This window comes from Pseudomonas sp. MPB03 (assembly GCF_046605385.1).
Taxonomy (GTDB): domain Bacteria; phylum Pseudomonadota; class Gammaproteobacteria; order Pseudomonadales; family Pseudomonadaceae; genus Aquipseudomonas; species Aquipseudomonas zanjanensis.
The window spans coordinates 4,383,221-4,406,324 of the sequence record NZ_CP176770.1; the positions used below are offsets into that span (position 1 = coordinate 4,383,221).

The following is a 23,104-nucleotide window of genomic DNA, read 5'->3' on the forward strand; positions in this document are numbered from 1 at the left end:
AAATGTCAAACAAATCGTTAGCGTGCTATTCACCAACAGACGAAACGCAGACAAACCTGTAGGCGAACAAATGTGGGAGCGAGCTCGCTCGCGATAGCGGTGTGTCAATCAACGACGAGGTTGAATGTCATGCCGCTATCGCGAGCAAGCTCGCTCCCACAGGGGGACTTGGGGATGAAGTTAGAAATCGCGCTTGTAGAAGATATCCAGCGAGCTGGCGACGCCGCTGGCGGCTTCGAGGTAGACCTTCTTGCTGAGCTTGTAGCGCAGGGCGATGGTGTTGGCCGGTTCGAACACACCGACGCCGTAGCGCAGGCTGAGCTTTTCCGAGAGGTTGCCGCTGGCGACCACGCTGGTGGTGTTGCCGCTGCCCTGGGTGTCGAGCTGGAAATCATCGATGCCCAGGTTATTGGCCAGGCTGCTGGTCACCCCCGAACTGCCCATCAACCCCAGGCCCAAGGCGGCCTGGGCGAGCATGTTGTTGTCCTCGCCCGTGGTGCTCAGCGGTCGGCCCAGCACCAGGTAGGACAATGCCTGCTCCTGGCTCATGGCCGGTTCGGAAAAGATTTGCGTGGTCGGTTGCTCGGCGCTGCCGCTCAAGCGGATGCCGGCGACCACATCGTCGGTCTGGCGGATCGCTTCGATGTCCAGGTAGGGCTGGTCGATGGGGCCGGCGAACAGCAGCCGTGCCCGGCGCACCGTCAGCCGTTGCCCGTAGGCACGATAGCGGCCGTCGTTGAGCCACAGTTCACCGCGAGTGTCCATGTTGTCGCCGATGTGCACCTGGCCCTGGACGTTGGCCGTCAGGCCGAAACCCGAGAATGCGAGTTTGTCCTGGCCGACGATCACGTCGATGTTCATCGCCATGGCCAGCGGCGCCTTGCCCTCTTCGGTCTGGTGGCCGACGATCACCGTATCATCCGAGACCTTGACGGTGGACGGTGGCAGTTCGCGAACAGTGATCTCGCCTTTGGGCACCAGGACCTTGCCGGCAATGGAAAGCTGCTCGCCCTGCATTGTGATGTTCAGGTCCGGTGCCACGTCGAGCACCGCATAAGGCTCAACGGTGACCGGCAGTTGCGAGCCCTTGAGGGCCAGGTTCATGGACAGGGCATCGCCCCAGCCGATGTTCCCGGTCAGGCTGCCCTGCCCACGCTTGCCACTTTTCCAGTCGCCGTCGAGCCGTACCGTTTCGCCGGCGATCATCGCCCGCACTTGCAAGGCTTCGAGGCTGACCGGCAGCTCCGGCCCGGAGACTTCGCCGTCGCTGAGCACCAGGCTGCCGTTGACCTGAGGCGCGAGCAAACCACCGGACAACGTCCCGCTGCCGTTCAGGTGACCGGTGAGGGTTTCCACCATCGGCACGAACGGCCGGGCCACGGACAAGTCCAGGCCGGTCAGGCGGAATGAGCCGCTCAAGGGCTTGCTCGCCGGCAGCGGGTTGATTTGCGCCTGGAGCATCAGTTCGCCGAGCCTGGCACCGACGAAATTCAGGTCGGTGTCGATGCGCTTGGGGGTCAGGCGGCTGTTGAGCGTCAGGGTCTGGTACGGGAAGTCCAGCCATCGCGGCTTATCACTCGCCTTATCCCGAATCCGCAAGGTGCCGCCACTGGCATCCACCAGGATACGGCCATTCGGGCCGCTGGCCGGCAGGTCCAATTGCAGGTCCGCGTTGAGCCGGCCCTGCCAGGCAAAATCCTTGGGCATCCACTGGGCCAGGCTTTCGATGGGGAATTGCTTGAGGTGATAACGCAGCTTTGGCTCCGGCATCAGCCGTTGGTCTTCACCGCACAGGCTGGCCTCACCGGAACGCCAGCAATGGGCGCCGACGTTGAGCGTGCCATCGGCCAGGCGCTCGAGTTTCGCCGGGGCTTGCAGGCGCCAGGCTTGACCGCCGGCCTGCACCTCGCCGCTGGCCAGGCGCCCGCGCCAACTCCCCTGGTCGAGGGCGCCGTCGAGTGCCAGGGCCGTGTCGAGCTGCGGCCCCTGCAAATCCAAGCTCAGTGATTGCCGCTTGATGTCGCCCTGCCCGCTGACGGTCAGCACGCCTAACGACGTTTCGCCGGCGCGGATGCCACTGGCCTTGAGGTCGAGCTTGCCGCGCTGGGCGCTGTCGAGGGTCGCATCCAGGTTCAGGCTTTGCAGGCGATTGTCCTGCAACGCCAACTGCGAGCCTTGCAGGCCGAGCTTGCCCTGGGGCGCCTTGAGCGTGCCGGCCATGTCGACCCGGCCGACCACTTGGCCGCGCAGTTGCGGCCAGAGCTGGGCCAGGCGCGAGAGCTTGATGTCGATCTGGCCGGTGATTTTCTGTTGCAGGCTCGCGCTGCCGTTGATGCGGTTGTCCCCCAGGCGGATATCCAGCGCGCTGAGGTTCCACTGCTCGCCGGCACCGCTGGCCTTGGCCTGGAATTGCGCCGGTTGGCCGCGCAGCTTGCCCTTGAGGTCCAGGTCCGCGTCGAGGTCGAGGCGGTCGTTCTTCATCGCCCCTTTGCTGCGCAACGGCCCGGCCAGGGTCCCGGGCAGTTCGCCCAGCCAGTACGCCGGGTTGATGGCCGACAGTTGCAGCGCCGTGTCCCAGGCAATGCCGTCGGCAAACTGCAGGCTCAGGTGCCCTTCGGCCTTGCCCTGCCCCGCGGCGAGCTTGAGCTGTGGCAGATGAATTTGCGTCAGGTCGCCGCTGAAGGGGCTGTCCAGGCTGAAGGCTCCAGCCGGTCCGTCCAGGGCGGCTTGGAAGTTGCCCAGGTATTGACCATCGGTGTATGAGACTTCGCCGTTGAAGCTGCGCAAGGTCACCTGCGGCTCGTCGATCAGCGGATAAAGGCGATGCCAGGGGAAATCCAGCCAGGCGACTTTCGCCTCGGCGTCCAGGCCTTCGCGCCAGTCCAGCCGCCCGTTGAGTTTCAGGCTTTGCTGATCGCCGGCGTCCAGGTCCAAACCGGCGATGTGTGCGCCATTGGCGTCCACGGTGCCTTGTAGCAGCAACGCCACCGGTCCTTTCTCGGCCGGCAGGGTCGCCTTGCCGAGCAGTTGGTAGCCGTTTTTCAGATCGCCTGCGCCGGTCAATTCCAGCTGGTTGAGCAACAAGGTGTCGGGCAGGTCGGCGCTGGCCTTGAAGCCGTCGGCGGTGATGCGCACCTTGGCCGGCAGGTTGTCCGCCAACGGTTGCAGCTCACCGGTCAACTGGCCTTGCAGGTAGCCGCTGCTGTCGGCCTTGAGGTTGAGGGTCTTGAGCAGGTTGCCCTCGACTTTCAGGTCCAGTGCCCAGGGCGCCGCACCTGGCGCCGGCAAGGTCAATCGGCCTTCGGCGTTCAATGGCCAGTCGCCGCCCGGCTTCAACAAGCCGGACAGCTGCAGACCCAGCGCGTCGCGCTGTAATTGCACCGAATCGATCTGCAGGCCCTCGGCGGTCCAATGGGCAACCAATTGCAAGCCCTTGAGCTGCTCGCTCCCGTTGAACGACAGGCTGCCGACTTGCACATCGCCCAGTTCGATCGCGAGCGGCAAGTCCAGGTCCGGCAAGCTGATCGGGCCGCTGCTTGGCTCATCGGCCGAGGCTGGCAATTGCAACGCGATCTGGTCGGCCTTGAGCTGTTCGATGCACAGGGTCATGCGCGCCAGGCACAGCGGCGACCAGGCGAATATCAGCCGATCCACCTCCACCCGACTGTCGCCCTGCTGCCACAGCAGCCGATCGGCGCTCCACTGCCCGCCCAGCCGGCCCTGGAAATTTTCCACACTCAGCCCAGGCACCAGGCCAAGGGCCCAGCGGCTGCCAAAGGCCGTGCCCAGCGCCACGCTCAAGGCCAGCACGACCGCCAGCAATACCCCGGCGAGCGCCAGCAGCGTTGTCTTCAAACCACGCGTCACAGCTCAGGCCCCATGGAAAAGTGCAATCGAATGCCGCCCTCGTCGTCCATCGCATGGGCCAGGTCGAGGCGGATCGGCCCCACCGGCGACACCCAACGCACGCCAACACCCACGCCGGTCTTCAGGCTCGGCAGCTCCAGGCTGTTGAAAGAGTTGCCCTGGTCGATGAACGTCGCCACCCGCCATTTTTCCGCGATGGAATATTGATACTCCAGGCTGCCGGCGACCATGTAGCGACCACCGATACGGTCGCCCTCGGAGTTCTCCGGAGACAGGCTCTGGTAGTCGTAACCACGCACGCTCTGGTCGCCACCGGCGAAGAAGCGCAGGGATGGCGGAATGGATTTATAGCCATTGGTGGCGCTCCCGCCGATCTGCGCCCGAGCCAGCAGCCGATGCTTGTCGAACACGGTGGTCAGGCCCTTGACCATGGCGGTGCCGTACAACAGGTTGTTGTCCGAACCCAGGCCTTCCTTGGCGACCTTGGTGTCGAACTGCAAACGGTAGCCGTTGTGCGGGTCGATGCGGTTGTCGCTGCGCAGGTAGGAATAACTCACGCCGGGCATCAGCAACGTGCTCAGGCCCGCATCGTCGCCGAGGCGGTACTCCTCGCGCTGCCACTTGAGCGACACCACCCGCTGCCAGCCGCTGGGCAACTTGCTGTGCCATTCGGGGCCCACGGTGAGCAGTTTGCTGAGGCTGTCGGTGCCGGCCAGTTCTTCATATTGATAACCGCCGGCGTAGCGCATCTTGTCGGTCAGCGGCGGGTCCAGCGGCACGTCGTACCACAGGCCGACGTTCTGCCGGGGCGCCGACACTTCCGCTTCCCAGCCATAACTGTGGCCCTGGGGGTTGACCCAGTGACGCGTCCAGTTGGCTTTGGCCCGGGGACCGACGTCGGTGGAAAAGCCCAGGCCCAGGCCCATGGTGCGCGGCTTGCGCGTGTCGAGCTTGACCGCCACCGGAATCACGTTATCGGTGGCAGCGGTGGGCGCGGCATCGACGCGCACGCCTTCGAAATAACCGCTCGATTGCAGGGCCTGGTTGAGTTCTGCGATGAGTTCGGAATCGTACGCCGTGCCGGCCTTGAACGGCACCATGCGTTGCAGCAAGTCTTCGTCGAACGGCGTGTCGCCCTTGAAGCTGACCGGACCCAAGGCATAACGCGGGCCGCTGTCATAGACCAGCTCGATATCGGCGAGGCCTGCCTGAGGGTCTACCAGGAGTTTCTGCTGGGTAAAGCGCCCATTGAAATAGCCATAGCGCGAGGCCTGGTTCTGGATGACCCGCTTGGCGTCTTCGTAACGACCATGATTGAGCACCGCGCCGGGTTTCAGGCCGGCGTTGCCGGGTACGCGAAAAGCCTTGAGCGAAGCCGCCGGGCCATCGATGCGCACAGTGACATTGCGCAAGTGCACCGGCTCGCCGGGGTCGATGGTCAGCACCAGGCGCGGATCCTTACCGCCCTTGACCTCACTGTCGATCTGCGGCTGGTAGTAGCCCAGCGCCTGGGCGGCCTTGCGCGCCTGTTCCTCGGCGCCGCGACTGAAGCGCAGCAAGGCCTCCTCGTCACGATCACCCAAGCCACCGATGTAACCTTCTACGTTGGCCTTGAGTTCGTCGTTGGACGGCTGGACGCGTACTTCCAATTCACTTTTTGCCAGGGCCGCGCAGCTGAGGGACAGCAAGAGCGCGCCACTGATCATTCTTCCTGAGCGGTTCATGGCGCGGATGCTATCACGAGCGTAGGTGCCTGATAGAGCCGGACATTTCCTAAAAGTTCGCCCGACTATGCCGTTGCGCTTTGCAGAACCTGCGGGTTGGCGTGGAAGAACACATGCTCGCGGATCGGTCCTACCGCCACTTCCCCGATTTCCTCGTAACCTTGGCGTTTATAAAACTCCAGGTAACGCGGGTTGCCGGTGTCCAGCACCACGCCCCGGGAATGTTCGTCCACCGCACACCAGTTATGCACCGCCGTGAGCAATTGTTCGCCGAAATGCTTGCCCTGGAACTGTGGGTGCACCCCCAGCAGCGGCAGTACATGGACCGCATCGGACGGCAGGCAGGCCAGCACCGCTGCGTGATAGTCCAAGTAGCGCCTTGTGCAACGAAAACCAGTGCTCAAGACCATGCGCAGGCGCCAGGCCCAGCTTTCAGTGATGCCCAGGCGCCGCTGCGGCGGGGCGATCAGGGCAATGCCGATCAGGCGGTCGTTGACCAGCAGGCCGACGGCCGGCAGGTCCTGGAGAAAATGCTGCTTGACCAGCTCACGCACCGTGGCCCGTACCCGCTGTTCATAACCGGGACGCTCGGATTCGAACAGGTAGCTGAAGGTCGGCTCATGGCGATAGGCCTGGTACAGCAACGAACGGGCTTCACGGGAATAACCACTGTCGAGCATATGGACGTCGGCGATGGCGGTTTCAGGCATGGCGTTGGATCTCCTGGGGCGAGGCTCGGTAAGGCCCTGCTCTTATTGAGTACGAACTCGATAGGGTCGTGATCGTTCCTACATGCAAAGGACATTAGCAGCGCATTTGTCCTACTGCCACGCTGGCTCCCTTCCCACATGTCAGCTAGCATCGCAGTTTTGCCAGGACAGCCGACCATGAAGATCGTCTCCTTCAACATCAACGGGCTGCGCGCCCGCCCCCATCAGCTGGCGGCGCTGATCGAGAAGCACCAGCCGGATGTGATCGGGCTGCAGGAAACCAAGGTCCACGACGAACAGTTCCCCCTGGCCGAAGTGCAGGCCCTGGGCTACCACGTGCATTACCACGGGCAAAAAGGCCACTACGGCGTCGCCCTGCTCTCCCGCCAGGCACCGCTGAGCCTGTACAAAGGCTTCGAAGGTGACGACGAAGACGCCCAACGGCGCTTCATCTGGGGCACCTTCGCCGATGCCAACGGCGTGCCGGTGACCATCATGAACGGTTATTTCCCACAGGGTGAAAGCCGCGACCACCCGACCAAATTCCCGGCCAAGGAACGTTTCTACAGCGATCTGCAGCATCTGCTGGAAAGCCGCTTCAGCAACGACCAGCCGGTGGTGGTAATGGGTGACGTGAACATTTCCCCGGAAGACTGCGACATCGGCATCGGCCCGGACAACATGAAGCGCTGGCTGAAGACCGGCAAATGCAGCTTCCTGCCGGAAGAGCGCGAATGGATGGCCCGCCTGAAGAACTGGGGCCTGGTGGACAGCTTCCGCCACCTGAACCCGGACGTCACCGACCGCTTCAGCTGGTTCGACTACCGCAGCCGCGGTTTCGAGGACGAACCCAAGCGTGGCCTGCGCATCGACCTGATCCTCACCTCCCACGGCCTGCTGCCACGGGTCAAGGATGCCGGCGTGGACTATGAGTTGCGGGGCATGGAAAAACCGTCGGACCATGCGCCGATCTGGTTGCAGTTGGGCTAAGTCCGAAGCATCCAAATACCCCCTGTGGGAGCGAGCTTGCTCGCGATAGCGGTCTAACTGTCACATAGATCCTGAATGTGCCGCCGTCATCGCGAGCAAGCTCGCTCCCACATTGGACTTCGGTGCCCCGTCGCACCCCTGTCACCTTTCAGTAACCTGACCGACTTAATCTTCCGGCACTTCCTCGGGTTCAGCAGGTGCCGGCATGCGGCTGTGTGTTGTCTTTTTCATGGGCCTCTGGCTGCCGTTCGTGGCATGGGCCGGCAATTTGCCCATTCCCGAACACGGCCCAGCCTTGCGCCTGCAGGGTTCCAATACCATCGGCGCGGCGCTGGGACCGGCGCTGGTCAGGGGATTGATGGAAGACCAGGGGCTGCTCAGGGTCAGCGGCGAAATCACGGGGCGCGACAATGAGCAGCGCATCGTCGGCCAGACCGCCGATGGCCGACGGGTGCAGGTAGATATCGCAGCCCACGGCTCCAGCACCGGCTTTGCTGCCATCAAACAGGCCAGCACCGACCTGGCGGCATCCTCCCGGCCGATCAAGGACAGTGAACTGAAGGACTTGTCGTCCCTGGGCGACCTGAAAAGTCCTGCCGCCGAACAAGTCATCGCCATCGATGGCCTGGCGATCATCCTTCATCCCCACAACCCACTGCGCCAACTCGATACCGTACAGCTGGCACGAATATTCAGCGGCGAGGCAAAAACCTGGGACGCCGTCGGCGGCACGGGCGGGCCGATTCATCTGTACGCCCGGGATGAGCAGTCCGGCACCTACGACACCTTCAAGGAACTGGTCCTTAGCCGACAGGGAAAACGGCTGGATCCTACAGCGCGACGCTTCGAGTCCAGCGAACAGCTGTCCGACGCGGTCAGCCAGGACCCGCAAGGCATCGGTTTCATCGGTTTGCCCTACGTGCGCCAGGCCAAGGCGCTGGCCATTGTCGACGGCGCATCCCAGCCCATGCTGCCGCTCAACCACCTGATCGCCACCGAGGACTACCCGCTTTCCCGGCGCCTGTTCTTCTATCTGCCACCCTGGGGCACCAACCCCTGGGCCGAAGCATTGGTGGCGTTTACCCAAAGCGACAAAGGCCAGGCCATCGTCGCGGCCAACGGTTTCATCGCCCAGACCGTCCAAGCCATGGCCGTCGCACCGAATGCACTGATGCCCGAGGGTTACCAGGCCCTGAGCCGCCATGCCCAACGCTTGACCGTGAATTTTCGCTTCGAAGAAGGCAGCGCCAGCCTGGACAACAAGGCCCACCAGGACCTGGGGCGCGTGCTCGACTATATAAAGCAGCATGGCAAAGCCGACCGACGCGTGACCCTGGTGGGCTTTGGCGACGCCAAGGACGACCCGGCGCGGGCCGATCTGTTGTCCAAACTGCGCGCCATGGCGGTGCGACGGGAATTGGTCAAATACGGCGTGGCGCTACGGGAAGTGCGAGGGTTCGGGGCGTTGATGCCGGTGGCCGCCAACAGCGAGGATGAAGGACGGGTCAGGAATCGGCGGGTGGAGGTTTGGGTTTACTAGCAACGACGCCATCAAACGCCTACCCGCTCTTGTGGCGAGGGAGCTTGCTCCCGCTGGGTCGCGAAGCGGCCCCAAGCATTTTGTATCAAACCAAAAAACTTGGGCCTGCTACGCAGTCCAGCGGGAGCAAGCTCCCTCGCCACAAAAGCTTTATGTTTATCGCATTAATCTCGGCGTAAGACCGAACGACCTCACCTTGCGCCATTGCCTACAACTACGCCAGAATCCGCCGGCTTGTGCGCCTTGAGGGCGGGCTTTACTGTTTCCGGGTCGCTGAAAATCAGCGATCGGGTTTGGTAGCCCGGGTAAAACTAAGGCGCACAGCTCCGGCATATTCATTATGGCGGCTGTGCGCGGGGCGCCCTTGTGGCGCGCTGGGTTTGCCTTGGTACCCGGTCTACCAACCTGCGTATAGCCGCCACCCAATGTTTGGTAGCAAAAGGTTGCGGCTCCCATTACCAAGGAGTTTCATCCATGTTCAAAGCAACCCCAAACCCGCCGGACAAACATCCAGCCGACTCGGAAGCACTCGACAAAGCGGCGGCAGACCGCGCCCTCGATTACTACCTCAAACCCAAATCCAGCAAACCGCAAACCGACCCAAGCCAGCTCTTCACCCTTATCAACGGCATCGACACCGAAACCCTGCTCGCCAACCTCAGCGAAAACCTGGCCTCGGCCAACGCCATGCTCAGCGACCTGGCCTTCGACCTGGAAGGCTCAAGGCGCCACATTGCCCTGGGCATCCAGCAATTGATCGAATTGAGTGGACAGCTGGCAAACCGAGCGCTGGACAACGTCGAAGCGCGCCCGTCGACATAGCGCATCACCCCGTGGCGAGGGAGCTTGCTCCCGCTGGGTCGCGAAGCGGCCCCAAGCATTTTGTGTCTAACCAAAAGCTTGGGCCTGCTGCGCAGTCCAGCGGGAGCAAGCTCCCTCGCCACAAGGGCATGTGTGTCATGACTGAACGAGCGGCCTGTTACCGCCCCGCCAACTCCATGATCATCCGCGACAACAGATAAATCCTTGGCACCACGCTCTCGACTTCGGCGTATTCCTCCGGCGTGTGGATATTGCCACCCACGATGCCGAACCCATCCAGCGTCGGCGTACCGACCCCGGCTGACAGACTGGCGTCCGCCGCGCCGCCGCTGCCTTCTTCGGTCAGTTTGCGCCCCAGTTCGCCATAGATGCCCTGGGCCATGGCCATCAATCGGTCCGACTCCGCCGTCTGCGGCATCGGTGGCAGGCCGCGCTTGAGGCTGGTGGTGACTTCGGTATCGGCGATCAACTTGTCCTGTGAAACACGGGCCAGGTCTTTTTCGATACGGTCGAATTCTTCCGGCACCGCCGCCCGCACATCGGCCTTGGCGCTCGCCTGGTCGGGGATCACGTTGGTCCGGTCACCGGCCTTGAGCACCGTGAAGTTGATGGTGGTTTTCTTTTCCGCGTCGCCGAGCTTGCCCAGTTGCAGAATCTGGTGCGCAGCTTCCATCGCCGCATTGCGCCCCAGTTCCGGCGCGACACCGGCGTGGGATGCCTTGCCCTTGACCTCCACCAGCGCCGTGGCACTGCCCTTGCGCCACACCACCAGGCCGTCGGCCGGGCGACCCGGCTCGAGGTTGAGGGTCACGTCGTGGGCCTTGGCGGTTTTCTTGATCAGGTCGGTGGCCACGTCCGAGCCGGTCTCCTCGCTGGCGTCGAGCAGGAAGGTGATTTGCGCGTAATTCTTGAAATCGAGGTTCTTGAGCACTTTCAAGGCGTAGATCCCGGCGACGATGCCGCCCTTGTCATCCATCACCCCCGGCCCGTAGGCGCGGCCATCCTTGATGTGGAACGGGCGTTCGGCGGCCGAGCCCTCCTTGAACACCGTGTCCATATGGGCCATCAGCAGGATTTTTGCTTTACCGGTGCCCTTGAGGGTCGCCAGGATGTGCTGGCTACCGTCCGAATTCGGCACCTTCTCGATGGTGGCGCCCAACTTTTCCAGTTCGTCGATGGCAATGTCACCGACCTGGGTCAGCCCCGGCACATAGCCGGAGCCGGAGTCGATATTCACCAGCCGCTCCAGCAGCTTCAGGGCCTCGCCCTGGTACTGCTGCGCATCGGTCAGGATTTGTTGATGGGGTTGCGCGAAGGCCATGGGGGTGAAGGCGCCAAGGGCCAGGCTCAGGCCGAGGCTGACGGCCAGACGGGAGCGAACAGCGGTCATCGTCATGATTTCATCCTTGTTCCGTATCGAGAGAGTGCCATGGGCACCCTACCTGACAACGGGGCAAGGCTCTAGACAGCAGGTGGCCATCTCAAAGGGAAACAACCGATGCTTCCAGCACCTGCCGATGTCGGTGGCAAGTGACCCGGTTGCGCCCGCTGGTCTTGGCTTCGTACAACGCCTGGTCTGCATCGTTGAGCCAAAGCGTTGCGTCGCCATACGCCGGGTTGAACACCGCCAGGCCGATACTCAGGCTCACTTTAAGCGTCGGATCCTGCTCGTAGCTGAGGGTCGCGAAGCGCTCACGCAAACCATCCATCGCCTGCACAGCGTTATGCAGGGTCAGGTCCGGCAAGACCACGCAAAACTCGTCGCCACCATAACGCCCGACAATGTCGGCGGCGCGCAGGTTCTGCCTGAGCAGCTTGCCGAGCCGGCGCAGCACGACGTCGCCGGCGCCGTGGCCGTAGGTGTCATTGATGGCTTTGAAATGGTCGATGTCGATCAGCGCAATCGCGCCATGGGTGGTCCCGTCCGCTGGATGGCGCCCGCAACGCTGGAACTCCTCGTTGAGGCGGTCTTTCCAGGCGCCATGGTTGAGCAACCCGGTCAGGCTGTCGGTACGGCTCAGGGCCAGCAATTCACGCTTCTGTCGCCCCAGGGTGTAGGCCTGGCGAAAACAGATCCAGCCCAGTGCCATCGGATACAGGCACAGCAGCGGCAGACAAGCGTAGATCTGTGCCGGACTGGTCATGGGCACGCCGGTCAGCGGGAAGATCACCGTGCCCACGGCGATGCCCGCCACTTGGGCCACAACCCCGACGAGCAGGAAACGCAGACCACCGATGGCGACGTTGTTCATCGCCATCATCGCCAGCGTGACGGCCGTGGGCAGCGGGTTGAATTGCATCGCCACGACCCAGAAGCCGCCGAGAAAGGCATCGATCAACAAGTTGCGGTGTTCGGCGTGGTACGGCACCGCGCATCGGCGAGCCCACCCATAGGACAGGTGCGGCCAGAGCAGGCCGTTGAACAGCATGAAGCCCCAGACCCAGGGCGGCGGATCGAGGGGATAGAGCGCGGCGCTGACCAGCAGCAACCCCAGCGTCAGGCCCAGGATGCGCGATACGTAGAGCCTCCTGGCCAACGACAGTCCCTTTTTTCCCGTCTTTTGCATAGACGCCTCTGCACCGCGGGTTTCCCGAATCATCGGGATGGGCTTGCCTGGAGTCTATCAGGGCGGCATCAAATAGCCACCACTGAATGCAGGGGTATTTTTCTTCGGCAAAATGCGGGGGCTCTGCTCGGATTTTGGCTATATATGACAAGGAAATCCGTGACGCCTCGCAAAGCAGGGTTCCTGGGCAACGATGTTCCTGGGTTAAGCTTCACTGAACACCGCCTGATCCGTTTGATTACATTCTGTCGCAGCCCATGGAGGGCAAAACATGCTGGTGTTGTTCGTGGTTATTGCTGTACTTATCGCCTGGAGTTGGTTGACCTATCCCGGCATCGGCCATGTGATCTACGACATGAGCATGGCCTTGGAAGCACGCCTTTACCGGTTGCGCAAAATCACCGTGCCCATCAGTGAAATGACCGTGTCGACCTGGCAGGGCGGGCCTTATGAAGCATCGGCGAGCATCCTGATGCTGCACGGCTACAGCGGCGACAAGAACCTCTGGCTGCGGGTTGCCCGACAGTTTGTCGGTGATTACCGAGTGGTGATCCCCGACCTCCCCGGCCATGGCGAAACCGGCTTCAAGGCCGGCGGCGGTTACGACATCCCGACCCAGGCCCGGCGAGTGATCGAGTTGCTCGACGCCTGCGGCCTGGACAAGGTCCACGTGATCGGCAGTTCCATGGGTGGGCATCTCGCCGCGTGGCTGGCGGCCACTTCGCCTGACCGCGTGCTGACCCTGGCGCTGCTCAATCCGGCCGGCGTCACCTCCCCCCAACCCAGTGACATGGACCGCCAACTGGCCGCCGGTCGTAACCCGTCCCTCGTGCATTCGCGGGAGGAATTCATGCCGTTCTACGCAATGACCATGGCCTCGCCGCCCTGGGTGCCCGGCATGGTCATGGCGGCCGTGGCCGAGCGTTATGTACAGCAGCGCGAAGAACTGGCGGAGATCTACACCGACTTTCGCGCCAGCCCGCCAATGGAGCCCCACTTGGCCGCCATTCGTGCCCCTTCGCTGCTGCTCTGGGGTCGCCAGGACCGGGTGATCGACGTCAGCAGCGTGCCCGTATGGAGCAAGGGCATCGCGGACTTGCGTGTGGAAATCTGGGACGGGATCGGCCACCTGCCCATGATCGAACAACCGGGGAAAACCGCGGCGCTGTACCGTGACTTTCTCAAGGGATTGGGGCAGTGATCATGATGCAAGCAACGCCCCGTGGTGAACCGGTGGGTCAGTCCCTGGCAGAATGAAGTCCTGAAGATTCTTCGTTTGCCGGGACCGGCGAAGACTGCGATCTTTCGTCCAACTTTCCCACAGCCCTCGCCAGGAATTCTCACGATGAGCTTCGTCAGCCCCGACCTGATCCGTCAACGCTTCTCCAGAGCGATGTCCGACATGTACCGCGACGAGGTGCCGTTGTATGGCGCACTGATGGAGCTGGTGGAAGACACCAACGCCCAGGTCCTGACCGAACAGCCGGAACTGGCCGCCCACCTGCGCAACACTGGCGAACTCGAGCGCCTGGACCTGGAACGCCACGGCGCGATCCGCGTCGGCACCGCCGCCGAGCTGGCGACCCTGGGGCGACTGTTCGCGGTCATGGGCATGCAGCCGGTGGGCTACTACGACCTCACGCCAGCCGGTGTACCGGTGCATTCCACCGCGTTTCGCGCCGTGCATGAAAGCGCCTTGCAGGTCAGCCCGTTCCGGGTGTTTACCTCGCTGCTGCGCCTGGAACTGATCGAGAACGCCGAGCTTCGGGCCTTTGCCGAATCGGTGTTGGCCAAACGGCAAATCTTCACCGCTGGCGCTCTTGAGCTCATTGACCTGGCCGAACGCCAGGGCGGCCTGAGCGAAACCCAAGCCGAGGACTTTGTCCTACAGGCCCTGGAAACCTTTCGCTGGCACCACAGCGCCACCGTCACTGCCGAACAATATCGGCAACTGAGCGCCCAGCATCGCCTGATCGCCGACGTGGTGGCGTTCAAGGGCCCGCACATCAATCACCTGACGCCGCGCACCCTGGACATCGACATCGTCCAGGCGCGGATGCCCGTGCATGGCATCACCCCCAAGGCCGTGATCGAAGGCCCGCCCCGTCGCCAATGCCCGATCCTGCTGCGCCAGACCAGTTTCAAGGCGCTCGATGAGCCCGTTGCCTTCACCGACCAGCCCCAGACCCGGACCCAGCCCCAAGGCAGTCATAGCGCCCGCTTCGGCGAAATCGAACAACGGGGCGCCGCGCTCACACCCAAGGGCCGTGCGCTCTATGACCAATTGCTCAACGCCGCACGCGATGCGCTAGGGGCGTTTCCCAACGAAGCCAACGCCGAACGCTACAACGTGCTGATGGCCGAACATTTCGTCGCATTCCCGGACAACCACGATGAGCTGCGCCGACAGGCATTGGCGTATTTCCGTTATGTCTTGACGCCCAAGGGCCTCGCCGCCAAGGGCACCCTCGAGGCAGCGACCTCCCTGGAACACTTGCTCGAACAGCAATACCTGCGGGCCGAGCCCTTGGTGTACGAAGACTTCCTGCCCGTCAGCGCCGCCGGCATCTTCCAGTCGAACCTCGGCGACGCCGCCCAGAGCCATTACGCCGGGCAATCCAACCGCCAGGCCTTCGAGGCGGCGCTGGGGCGAGGGACCATCGACGAGTTGGGGCTGTATGCCCAGACGCAACAGCGCTCTATCGATGAGTGCAGGGCTGCATTGGGCGTGTAGGAATACGCCGAAGGATAAAACGGCAAAAAGTTGCCTGGGGGGCGTGCAGCGTGGCGCGCCATCCTGGGTGGTTCTGCCCGAGTGGCGCGGTGTCCGGGTGGGCCGCGAGGATCTGTCATGCGCCGGGCAAGGGTTTGTGCGCTTTGTGGCCGTCCGGGAGGAAACAAGCACCAAGATCCAAATCAACCTATTGATATCTATGGTTTTTTTGAAGATGGCACAGCTCTTGATAACCGTCAGGCCACCTCGGGGCGATTTCCGTCCCAGGCTCTATCGTTATCCAGGAAGGAGAGCATCCCTTGGCTACCCCCGCGTACATGTCCGTTACAGGCACCAAACAAGGTCTGATCACTGCCGGTGCGTTTACCGCCGACTCAGTGGGCAACACCTATCAAGAGGGCCATGAAGACCAGGTCATGGTGCAGGCTTTCGAGCACCAAGTGACAATTCCTCGCGACCCTCAGTCCGGTCAGCCAACCGGTCAGCGCATACACAAACCGCTGATCATCACCAAGGTCTTCGACAAAGCATCACCACTGCTGCTGGCAGCCCTGACGAGCGGCGAACGCCTGACCGACGTCACGATCCAGTGGTACCGCACTTCGGCCGCCGGCACTCAGGAGCATTACTACACCACTAAGTTGGAGGACGCGATCATCGTCGATATCAAGGACTACATGCTCAACTGCCAGGCCCCAGAGAACGCACATTTCACCCATCTGGAAGACGTGCACTTCACGTATCGCAAGATCACCTGGACCCATGAAGTCAGCGGTACCTCGGGGTCGGATGACTGGCGTGCACCCACCGTCGGTTGAATCAGAGATAGCCGCTCACGCATCGGCCAACGCTGTTGGCCAGTTGGCAAACAAATAATTGAAAGTCATTAATTCAGGACGGTGTTCGCCCAGTGCGACGGCCTCGGCAATCCATGCACTGGTAAAGAGCCTGACACTGGGCGAACGGGGACAATAATAATGGAACTTTCAGACTATGTCCGGGAGACTGTTTAAATAATTCTTTAATGTTGAAGCTTGCATATTTCTGTAGGAGCTGGCGAAGCCTGCGATCTTTTGACCTTTCGCTCAAGACTCAAGTGTCTGGGGAAAGATCGCAGCCTCGTTGCACTCGACAGCTCCTACACAGTGTACGCAAAGCTTCTGCGTATCCCGGCGGGAGCAAGCTCCCTCGCCACGGTGTTTAGAGGCGGCTTATGCGCTGGCTGCACAAACAGTTATACAAAACATGGACAAGTACAAAAAAGTTATCGGCAAAAATTTAAACAGCCATTAAAAACTCTTTTTTAATACCCGCCGGCATGACGCACTTCATCCACGCCGTCCGGTTTTTTGCGCATCAGTGTCCCCCGCATCAGGGTCACCGTGTTGCTGTTTGCGCTTGGCCGGGTCATTGGGCCGCAAGGCATCGTTATCGCGTTCCACTTCGCCGGGCAATGCTGGCGCGTCCGGGTTGGGCCGGGTTTGATCGGGGCTGTGGTTCATGGTGAACTCCTGGGGTCGTTCGGGATTCAGGCATCGGGGTCGGCGACTTCTTCGGCGACATTGGCATCCGGAGAGCGAAGGTGCAGTTGCTTGGCCTGGGTCTGCAAATCCTGCCAGCGTGCCAGATCGATGGCGCCGCGGCCGAACAGGTCATCGGCCACCTGCCTCAACTCAGTGAAATGAGCATCGGGGGACTGCTGCCGGTAGGCCTGGTCGTCGAACAGTCGCTGCCAATCGGCCAGCGACGGAAGCTTGAGGTCATCGCCCATGACGGACTCCTGCGAGACATTCATAGGTTATGAGGGTCGGTGTTCGCGGGGAGTTCCAGTGATTTTCAGTAGCCGGTCATTTCCAGGTAACCCGTGCCGCCCTGGTTGCCACTCAGCCGTACCGGGCCTTCCCAATAGGGAATGCGCAAGTCCATCCAGGCCTTGGGATTGAGTGCCTGGGTGATGATGTCGAGTTGTTTGCCGGGGATCTTGATGGCCCAGCGTACCGGCATCGAGCGCCCGGAGACCTTGGCCGTGTCCAATGGCACGAGACTGATCTCCTCGGCGCGCAGGGTTTGCGCCCGGCCCTGGGCATCGATCCAGGTGCCCGTGAGGTAAGGCGCGCCGTGCTTGTGGCGCATGCGATAGAGCATCAGGTGCTCGCCATTGTCCAGGTGCAGGGAGAACCAGTCCCAGCCGGTCTGGTTGGCGGTCAGGGGCTGGCTGCTCCATTCGCGATCGAGCCAGGCCGGGCCGCTGACCGTGTAGCGCTGGCCGTCGATTTCCAGTTCACCATTGGCCTGGAAAAACGGCTGGCTGTAGTAGTACGACGCCTGGCCCTGTTCGGATTTCTGGCTGAAACCTTGATCGCCCTGCAACACCAACGGACGGTTCGACGTCAGCCGCAAGGCATAGCTGAAGCGTCGGTCCCGAGCCTTCAATTGCATGTCTGCCAACGGCTCGGCCGCTGAAGCCTGGGTGCCGAATTGCCAGTCGTCGATCCAGGCCTCGAAGGGGGCCACCTTTACCCCGGCCTGCCCCACCCCACCTCGCGCATAACGCTCGGCGGCATGGTGCACGCTGTCGGAAGTGACCGCCGCATGACCGAGCCAGATCGTCTGGTTGCGCCAGCCGCTGGCTTGGGGTGCGGCATTCAACGCGCTGCGAAACAGCGTCCATTGCACGCCGAATTCCCGGCCTTGGGCATCCTTGAGGTTGGCGGTGACGTACCACCACTCGATGCGAAAACCTTCATGAATACCGTGGTCGGCCGGGAAACTGAACACCCGCCCAGGCACGACCGGCGTGAACGCGACAGCCTGGTCACCGAGGCCGGCGAAGCCCTTTTGCGCCGGCGCCGAGTCCTCACAACCGCTGAGCAACGCCAGCAGCAACAGGCCGGCTTTAATTTTCATGGGCAAAGGTCCTCAGCAAATCCGCCGGCTGCGTGCGGTACAACGCATACAGCGGCCAGGCCGATGCCAGGAGCGTGGCGAGCATCGCCAGGGCCAGCAACTGCGCCAACTGCAATGGAAACACCCGCAACGGCAGGCGCCAGCCGAAAGCCTGCACATTGATCACCGCGTCCAGGCACCAGGCCAGGGCAATGCCCAGCGGCAAGGCCAGGACCAGGGTCAACAGCGCCAGTAGCCAGGTCTGGCCGAGGTTGAGCAACATCAATTGCCGACGCGTCACCCCCAGCGCCCACAGCGGCGCCAACTGGCCGAGACGACTCTGGCTCTGGGTCAGCAGGCTGATGAACAACGCCACCCCGGCTACCGCCAGGGTCAGGCTGTTGAGGGCGGCGGTGGCGGCGAAGGTGCGTTCGAACACCTGGGTCGACCAGCCCTTGAGCCGGGCCTGGTCGACGATGCGGCTGTCATCCAGGCCGAACCGGCCCTGCAATGCCGTCACTAGCGCCGGGATCGCGGACGGCTCGATGCGCAGGTTGAAACGGTTCGGCGTCAGGTTCGGCCAGTGCGCCAGCAAGTGCTCGACGTTGACAAGCACATGGCCCTTGGGATTGCCGTAATCGGCGTAGACACCGACGATGCGCAGTGCCCAAGGTCCCTGCGGCGTCGGCAAGGCCAACTGATCGCCGATCCTCACCTTGAGGCGTCGGGCCAGTTGTTCGCTGAGCATGAGGGTGTCGGCGGCGGCCAACTGCTCCCACGGCTTGTCGCCGGACGATTCCAGCAGCGGCCAATGCTGGCGATAGTGAGGGTGGTCGAGGATGCCATGGATATCCGTCGGCCAGCCCTGCAACGGGAGCGAGACTTGCCAGAGGGGCACAACGGCAATAATCGCCGGTTGCTGCTTGAGCCAGGTATGCAGCTCTTCGGCCTGGGCCGGGGTTTGCGGGTTGATGTACAACTCGGCGCTCAGCCGTTGTTCGAGCCAGTTGCTGAACGTCTGGCGAAAGCCGGCGGTCATGCTGCCGGCGCCGATGTTCGCCGCCAATGCCAACAGCAGGGCCATCAGCGCCAGGCTCAGGGTCGGCAATTGTTGGCGGCAATCGGCGAGAAACCATTGCCCGAGCACCGAGCGGCTGCGGCGCAACAACCACGTCAGCACGCCGCTGAGCAACACCGGCAAGGCCAGTGCCGCGCCCAGCAACAAGGCGGTCATCAGGACAAAACCGCTGGCCAGGCTGTCGCCCCAGACCAACGCCGATGCGGCAATCAACGCCGCCACCGTCGCCACCCAACCCTGGCGTCGCAGCCAGCGCCCATGGGCTTGATGCCAGGCTTGGGGATTGGCCAGCGCCAGCAAGGGCAGGCGCGCCGCCCGCAACAGGCTGTCGGCGCCGGCCAGCAGCGCGCCAAGCAAGCTCAGGCCGACCCCGCTGAGCCACCACGCCGGGCTGAGGTTCAAGTGCCCGGCCACTTCAGCACCGTACAAGCCCCGCAGGCTCGCCGCGACATCGGGCAATAACAGGCTCGCCAGCCAATAGCCGCTGAGCACCCCGGCGATTCCACCGAGCAAGGCCAACCCGCCCAGTTCCATCGCCAGGCTGGTGACCAGTACCCGCGCACTGACGCCACAGGCCCGCAGGGTTCGCAACAGGCTGCGGCGCTGTTCCAGAGCCAGGCCGATGGCCGCGTGAACGATGAACAGCCCCACCACAAAGGATAAAAAGCCCAGGGCGTCGAGGTTCAGGTGGAAACTTTCGGTCAGGCGCGAGAGGTTGTTTTCTTCATCGGCGCGCTTGAATTGCAGTCGATCGCCGAACGCCTCCGGCAGCGCGGCGCTGAACGTCGCGGGCAACAGCAGCCGCGACAGCTGGTCCGGCATTCCGAGCACCGCTTGGGCAAACCCGATGTCCATCAACAGCACGCCCGGCGCCATGTCCACTTGGACATGCAGCGGCGGCAGGGGTCGTCCATCGACGGTTTGGGGCTGGTCGCCCTCACCCAGCCCCAGGGCCTGCAAAGTCTGCGGGGCGATCCAGGTACGACCGGGACTGGTAAAGAACTCCACCACCTCGCTCATCTCCCGCGCCTGTCCCGCCAACGCCGCACCGGGCGGCAGCGACACCGGGTCGATGCCCATCAGTTGCAGACGCTGGTCCTCGTGACCCTTGAGCACCACCCGGGCCTGCAACACCGGCGACACCGGCCAGCCCTGGCGCCGCAAATCGACAAACCATTGCTGAGGGAAGGTGCCGCCGCCGGGTGCAGTGAGGCTGGACTGGGGTTCGCCGCCGATCAGTTGGCTGGCCCGGGCGTAGCTGTCCCGGGCCTGACTGTTCAGCGCTTGCACGCCGGTGAGCAGACTGGTGGCGAGCCAGAGGCCAGTCAACACGCTGAAGAACTGCACCGGGTGCTGGCGCCAATGGCTGAGCAGGGCCTTGAGGGCCTGGCGAAAAATCATCACCCCTGGGCCACCTGCGCCAACCGTCCGCCATGCAATACCACGCGTTGGGCCAGGCGAGCCGCTACCCGGGGACTGTGGGTCACCATCAACAGGCTGGTGGGGCTGCCCTCCAGCAGTTCCAGCAACAGTTGCAGCACTTCGTCACTGGTGGCTTCGTCGAGGCTGCCGGTGGGTTCGTCAGCCAGCAACAAGGGCGGTCGAGAAGCCAGCGCCCGCCCCAGCGCCACCCGTTGCTGCTGGCCGCCGGAAAGCTGCTCGGGGTAACGCCGCAGCAACCCTGAAAGCCCGAGCCGCTGCACCAGATGGGCTTGCCAGGCCGCGTCATAGCGACCGCACAAGCGGGCCTGGAACGCCAGGTTGTCCTCCACCGACAAGCTGCTGATGAGGTTGAACTGCTGGAAAACCAAGCCAATTTCCGTGCGCCGCCAATTCGCCAGCTGGCTTTCACTCATGCCGTCGAGTCGATATTCGCCACTGCGAATGCTCCCGCGATCGACCTTGTCCAGCCCGGCAACCAAATGCAGCAAGGTACTCTTGCCGCTGCCAGACTCCCCCATCAGCGCCAGGCTGCTGCCGGGCATCAGGGTCAGGTCGACGCCCTGCAGCACCGGCAACGGGCCTTGGGGCGTGGGGTAGCTTTTAAAGACATCGCGGACTTCAAGCATGGACAGCCTCGACGGGTGGGCGTGAGGCTCAGGATAGCGGAGGTTGGGCACACTCAACACCTCCACCCACTCACCCACCGCCATCGCGAGCAGGCTCGCTCCCACAGGGTTTACCGTTGATCAATCCGTGGCGTGATGGCTGGGTAGCTTTTGTGGCGAGGGAGCTTGCTCCCGCTTGAGTGCGCAGCGCTCATCGCTTTTTTTGGGGCCGCTGCGCGACCCAGCGGGAGCAAGCTCCCTCGCCACAGGGTCGTGCAAGACCTTGTGGGTATCCAACATCATCGCAAACTGACCCTCCGACATCGCGAGCAAGCTCGCTCCCACAAAGAGCCCAGCGCATAGGGGCCTTCAATCAATGCCCCGCCGCCATTTCGGCCTGGCCGGCAGGCGGCGTCACGATATGGTCCAGGTCAATATGCTTCCACTCCGGTTTCGCCCCCAACCGCGCATTGAAACGATAGTTGAACGTAAACTCATCCTCCGTCGGCTGGCTCAACGACCTGCCATAAACCGATTCAACCCCAACCGGGTCATACCCCATCAACTGCAACAGCGTCGGAAAGATGTTGTAGTGGCTCGAACGATCCTTGTTCCGCGCCCAGGCGCCACGCCAATCAAGACTATTGAATTGGCGACCCTGGATCACCACCAACGGCACCAACCCCTCTTCAGGCATCGGGTCGCCACCGCAATGAGTGTTGAGCCCAGGATTGCCACGCTCGTGCAGATCCTGGCCATGGTCGGAGGTGTAGATCAGCACCGCTCGGCTCAAATCGGCCTGCTGGAAGACTCGCTTGAAGAACTCGCCAACGTTCCACAGCAAGGTGTTCTGGTACGCGTTGCGGTACAGCAACCAGTCATCTTTCTGCCCATCGAAGCCGTCGCGGCTGCCGGTATCGGCCACTTCCTGGTACTGCCCGCGCGGCAAGGCCGGGCGGTAATTCATGAAGTCGTCGGGGTATTTGTCGTGTACCGGGAAATGCGCCCCCACCTTGTTGATCACCACCAGTTCAGCCTGGTGATCGTCCAGCAGTTCGATCAACTTCGCCGCCGCCGCCATGTCGCGGTCGCGCACGCGGGTCTGGTCGAATTGGACGAATTCATCGATGTCCTGCTTTTCCAACTCGGTCATCAGGTTCTGCAAGTTGCCACCGGTGCGCTGGGCGTCGATGTAGACGGTACGCAAGCCGGCCTTTTTGGCGTACTGCCAGATCGACGGCCGAGTGCTGTTGATGCGTATGTAGTCGGTCCGCGTCCCCCCGTAGCGCAAGGTGACATTGGTGTCGGCGCTGCAATTGGCAATGGACGCCGCGTAGCCGAAATTGAACATATCCACGCCCTCGGGCGGTGTCTTCAGGCCGCTGCGCACGCCAAACGGGGTGTTGATATCCAGGTAATTGCCGCCGACGCTTTCGTCGATGATCAGCACTATGTCCTGCTCGATCAAGGATGATCGCCGCGTTAGGGTGACCGGCTCCCGGGGACCGATCGTGCTGTGCAAGGACTCGTAGGCCAAGAGATTCAAATAGGCCAACGGCGTGTACATCACCGGCAGGCCGCGCGCACCTTCGCCCGCCCGCACGAACAACACGCCACTGAGCAACATCACCCCCAGCACGGGCGCGACCACAGGCAGATAACCGGGCACTCGCAGCGTTCGTCGAGGCTTGAGAGCGATGCCGAACAACAGCAACAAGCCACCGATCACCGCGTTGATGATCACCTCGCGGTATTGATAGGCAGCCTCCTGGATAAAACCTCCCGAGTACACCAGCGAAACGAACTGGCTGTAGGTCAGGTAGCTGTCCGTGACCTGGGTGTACACCTCGAAAAACACCGCCGAAACAAACAACGCCAAGGCAAACACATGCCTCACTAACGTCTGGCGGATGTAGGCGCTCAACCACAGCGCCAGCACCAGCACCACGAACATGGCGCCGAACAGCACGGTCGCCAAGCCCAGGCCCAACGCGTCGAGACGGTCGAGGTAAGCGTCGTACCCCTTGAGCAGGTACAAAAGCAGGAGCAATTCCTTGAGGTAGCGGGCCATGTTTTCCTCGACCGGATCGCGGTGTCAAAAGCACTTCGTTCCTGCACGTTAGCAGCCGGTTTTCAAA

The 23,104-nt window shown here is 62.6% G+C and carries 17 protein-coding genes; 6 read left to right on the top strand and 11 right to left on the bottom strand.

Annotated elements, in window-relative coordinates:
• Window positions 1-180: 180 nt before the first annotated feature.
• The 3 genes from ACLH0I_RS18745 to ACLH0I_RS18755 form a co-directional block, all read right to left on the bottom strand.
• Window positions 181-3,867 carry a translocation/assembly module TamB domain-containing protein gene (locus ACLH0I_RS18745; protein ID WP_411385061.1) on the bottom strand — a complete coding sequence of 1,229 codons (3,687 nt, stop codon included), beginning with the start codon at window positions 3,865-3,867 and terminating at the stop codon, window positions 181-183.
• Window positions 3,864-5,591 carry an autotransporter assembly complex protein TamA gene (locus tag ACLH0I_RS18750; RefSeq protein ID WP_411385062.1) on the bottom strand — a complete coding sequence of 576 codons (1,728 nt, stop codon included), beginning with the start codon at window positions 5,589-5,591 and terminating at the stop codon, window positions 3,864-3,866. The genes ACLH0I_RS18745 and ACLH0I_RS18750 overlap by 4 nt, the downstream gene beginning before the upstream one ends.
• 65 nt (window positions 5,592-5,656) lie before the next feature.
• A complete protein-coding gene (locus ACLH0I_RS18755; RefSeq protein WP_411385063.1) occupies window positions 5,657-6,301 on the bottom strand; it encodes a GNAT family N-acetyltransferase in 645 nt (214 codons plus the stop codon).
• A 177-nt stretch (window positions 6,302-6,478) separates the two neighbouring features.
• On the opposite strand from ACLH0I_RS18755, the gene xthA reads away from it, so the two are divergent.
• The 3 genes from xthA (at window position 6,479) to ACLH0I_RS18770 (ending at window position 9,653) form a co-directional block, all read left to right on the top strand.
• The gene (gene xthA / locus ACLH0I_RS18760; protein ID WP_186706614.1) at window positions 6,479-7,291 is read left to right on the top strand and encodes an exodeoxyribonuclease III; all 813 of its coding nucleotides are present in this window, start codon (window positions 6,479-6,481) and stop codon (window positions 7,289-7,291) included.
• 205 nt (window positions 7,292-7,496) lie between these two features.
• Window positions 7,497-8,831, top strand: coding sequence for a substrate-binding domain-containing protein (locus tag ACLH0I_RS18765; protein WP_411385064.1), 1,335 nt, complete (start codon window positions 7,497-7,499; stop codon window positions 8,829-8,831).
• A gap of 474 nt (window positions 8,832-9,305) precedes the next feature.
• Window positions 9,306-9,653, top strand: a complete 348-nt coding sequence (locus tag ACLH0I_RS18770; protein ID WP_411385065.1) for a DUF6124 family protein — start codon at window positions 9,306-9,308, stop codon at window positions 9,651-9,653.
• Between the two features lie 157 nt (window positions 9,654-9,810).
• Here ACLH0I_RS18770 and ACLH0I_RS18775 read toward each other — a convergent pair whose 3' ends face one another.
• Window positions 9,811-11,049, bottom strand: coding sequence for a M20/M25/M40 family metallo-hydrolase (locus tag ACLH0I_RS18775; protein ID WP_186708662.1), 1,239 nt, complete (start codon window positions 11,047-11,049; stop codon window positions 9,811-9,813).
• An 85-nt stretch (window positions 11,050-11,134) separates the two neighbouring features.
• A complete protein-coding gene (locus tag ACLH0I_RS18780; protein WP_411385066.1) occupies window positions 11,135-12,220 on the bottom strand; it encodes a diguanylate cyclase in 1,086 nt (361 codons plus the stop codon).
• 271 nt (window positions 12,221-12,491) lie between these two features.
• On the opposite strand from ACLH0I_RS18780, the gene ACLH0I_RS18785 reads away from it, so the two are divergent.
• From ACLH0I_RS18785 to ACLH0I_RS18795, 3 genes are all read left to right on the top strand, one after another.
• Window positions 12,492-13,421 (top strand): alpha/beta fold hydrolase, encoded by a 930-nt coding sequence (locus ACLH0I_RS18785; RefSeq protein WP_411385067.1) that lies wholly within the window; start codon window positions 12,492-12,494, stop codon window positions 13,419-13,421.
• Between the two features lie 144 nt (window positions 13,422-13,565).
• On the top strand, window positions 13,566-14,954 hold the full coding sequence (locus tag ACLH0I_RS18790; protein ID WP_411385068.1) for a VOC family protein: 1,389 nt from the start codon (window positions 13,566-13,568) through the stop codon (window positions 14,952-14,954).
• Window positions 14,955-15,253: 299 nt separating this feature from the next.
• Window positions 15,254-15,772 (top strand): Hcp family type VI secretion system effector, encoded by a 519-nt coding sequence (locus ACLH0I_RS18795; RefSeq protein ID WP_411385069.1) that lies wholly within the window; start codon window positions 15,254-15,256, stop codon window positions 15,770-15,772.
• Between the two features lie 510 nt (window positions 15,773-16,282).
• On the opposite strand, the gene ACLH0I_RS18800 is transcribed toward ACLH0I_RS18795, so the two are convergent.
• The 6 genes from ACLH0I_RS18800 to ACLH0I_RS18825 form a co-directional block, all read right to left on the bottom strand.
• Complete coding sequence (locus ACLH0I_RS18800; RefSeq protein WP_186708648.1) at window positions 16,283-16,456, bottom strand: hypothetical protein; 174 nt, start codon at window positions 16,454-16,456, stop codon at window positions 16,283-16,285.
• Between the two features lie 26 nt (window positions 16,457-16,482).
• Window positions 16,483-16,725 (bottom strand): hypothetical protein, encoded by a 243-nt coding sequence (locus ACLH0I_RS18805; protein ID WP_250962236.1) that lies wholly within the window; start codon window positions 16,723-16,725, stop codon window positions 16,483-16,485.
• Between the two features lie 65 nt (window positions 16,726-16,790).
• Window positions 16,791-17,861 (bottom strand): lipocalin-like domain-containing protein, encoded by a 1,071-nt coding sequence (locus tag ACLH0I_RS18810; protein WP_411385070.1) that lies wholly within the window; start codon window positions 17,859-17,861, stop codon window positions 16,791-16,793.
• Window positions 17,851-20,319 carry an FtsX-like permease family protein gene (locus ACLH0I_RS18815; RefSeq protein ID WP_411387532.1) on the bottom strand — a complete coding sequence of 823 codons (2,469 nt, stop codon included), beginning with the start codon at window positions 20,317-20,319 and terminating at the stop codon, window positions 17,851-17,853. Before ACLH0I_RS18815 ends, ACLH0I_RS18810 begins: the two co-directional genes overlap by 11 nt.
• Window positions 20,319-20,987 carry an ABC transporter ATP-binding protein gene (locus ACLH0I_RS18820; protein WP_250962239.1) on the bottom strand — a complete coding sequence of 223 codons (669 nt, stop codon included), beginning with the start codon at window positions 20,985-20,987 and terminating at the stop codon, window positions 20,319-20,321. Before ACLH0I_RS18820 ends, ACLH0I_RS18815 begins: the two co-directional genes overlap by 1 nt.
• Before the next feature lie 352 nt (window positions 20,988-21,339).
• Window positions 21,340-23,037 carry a sulfatase-like hydrolase/transferase gene (locus ACLH0I_RS18825; protein ID WP_411385071.1) on the bottom strand — a complete coding sequence of 566 codons (1,698 nt, stop codon included), beginning with the start codon at window positions 23,035-23,037 and terminating at the stop codon, window positions 21,340-21,342.
• Window positions 23,038-23,104: the final 67 nt, after the last annotated feature.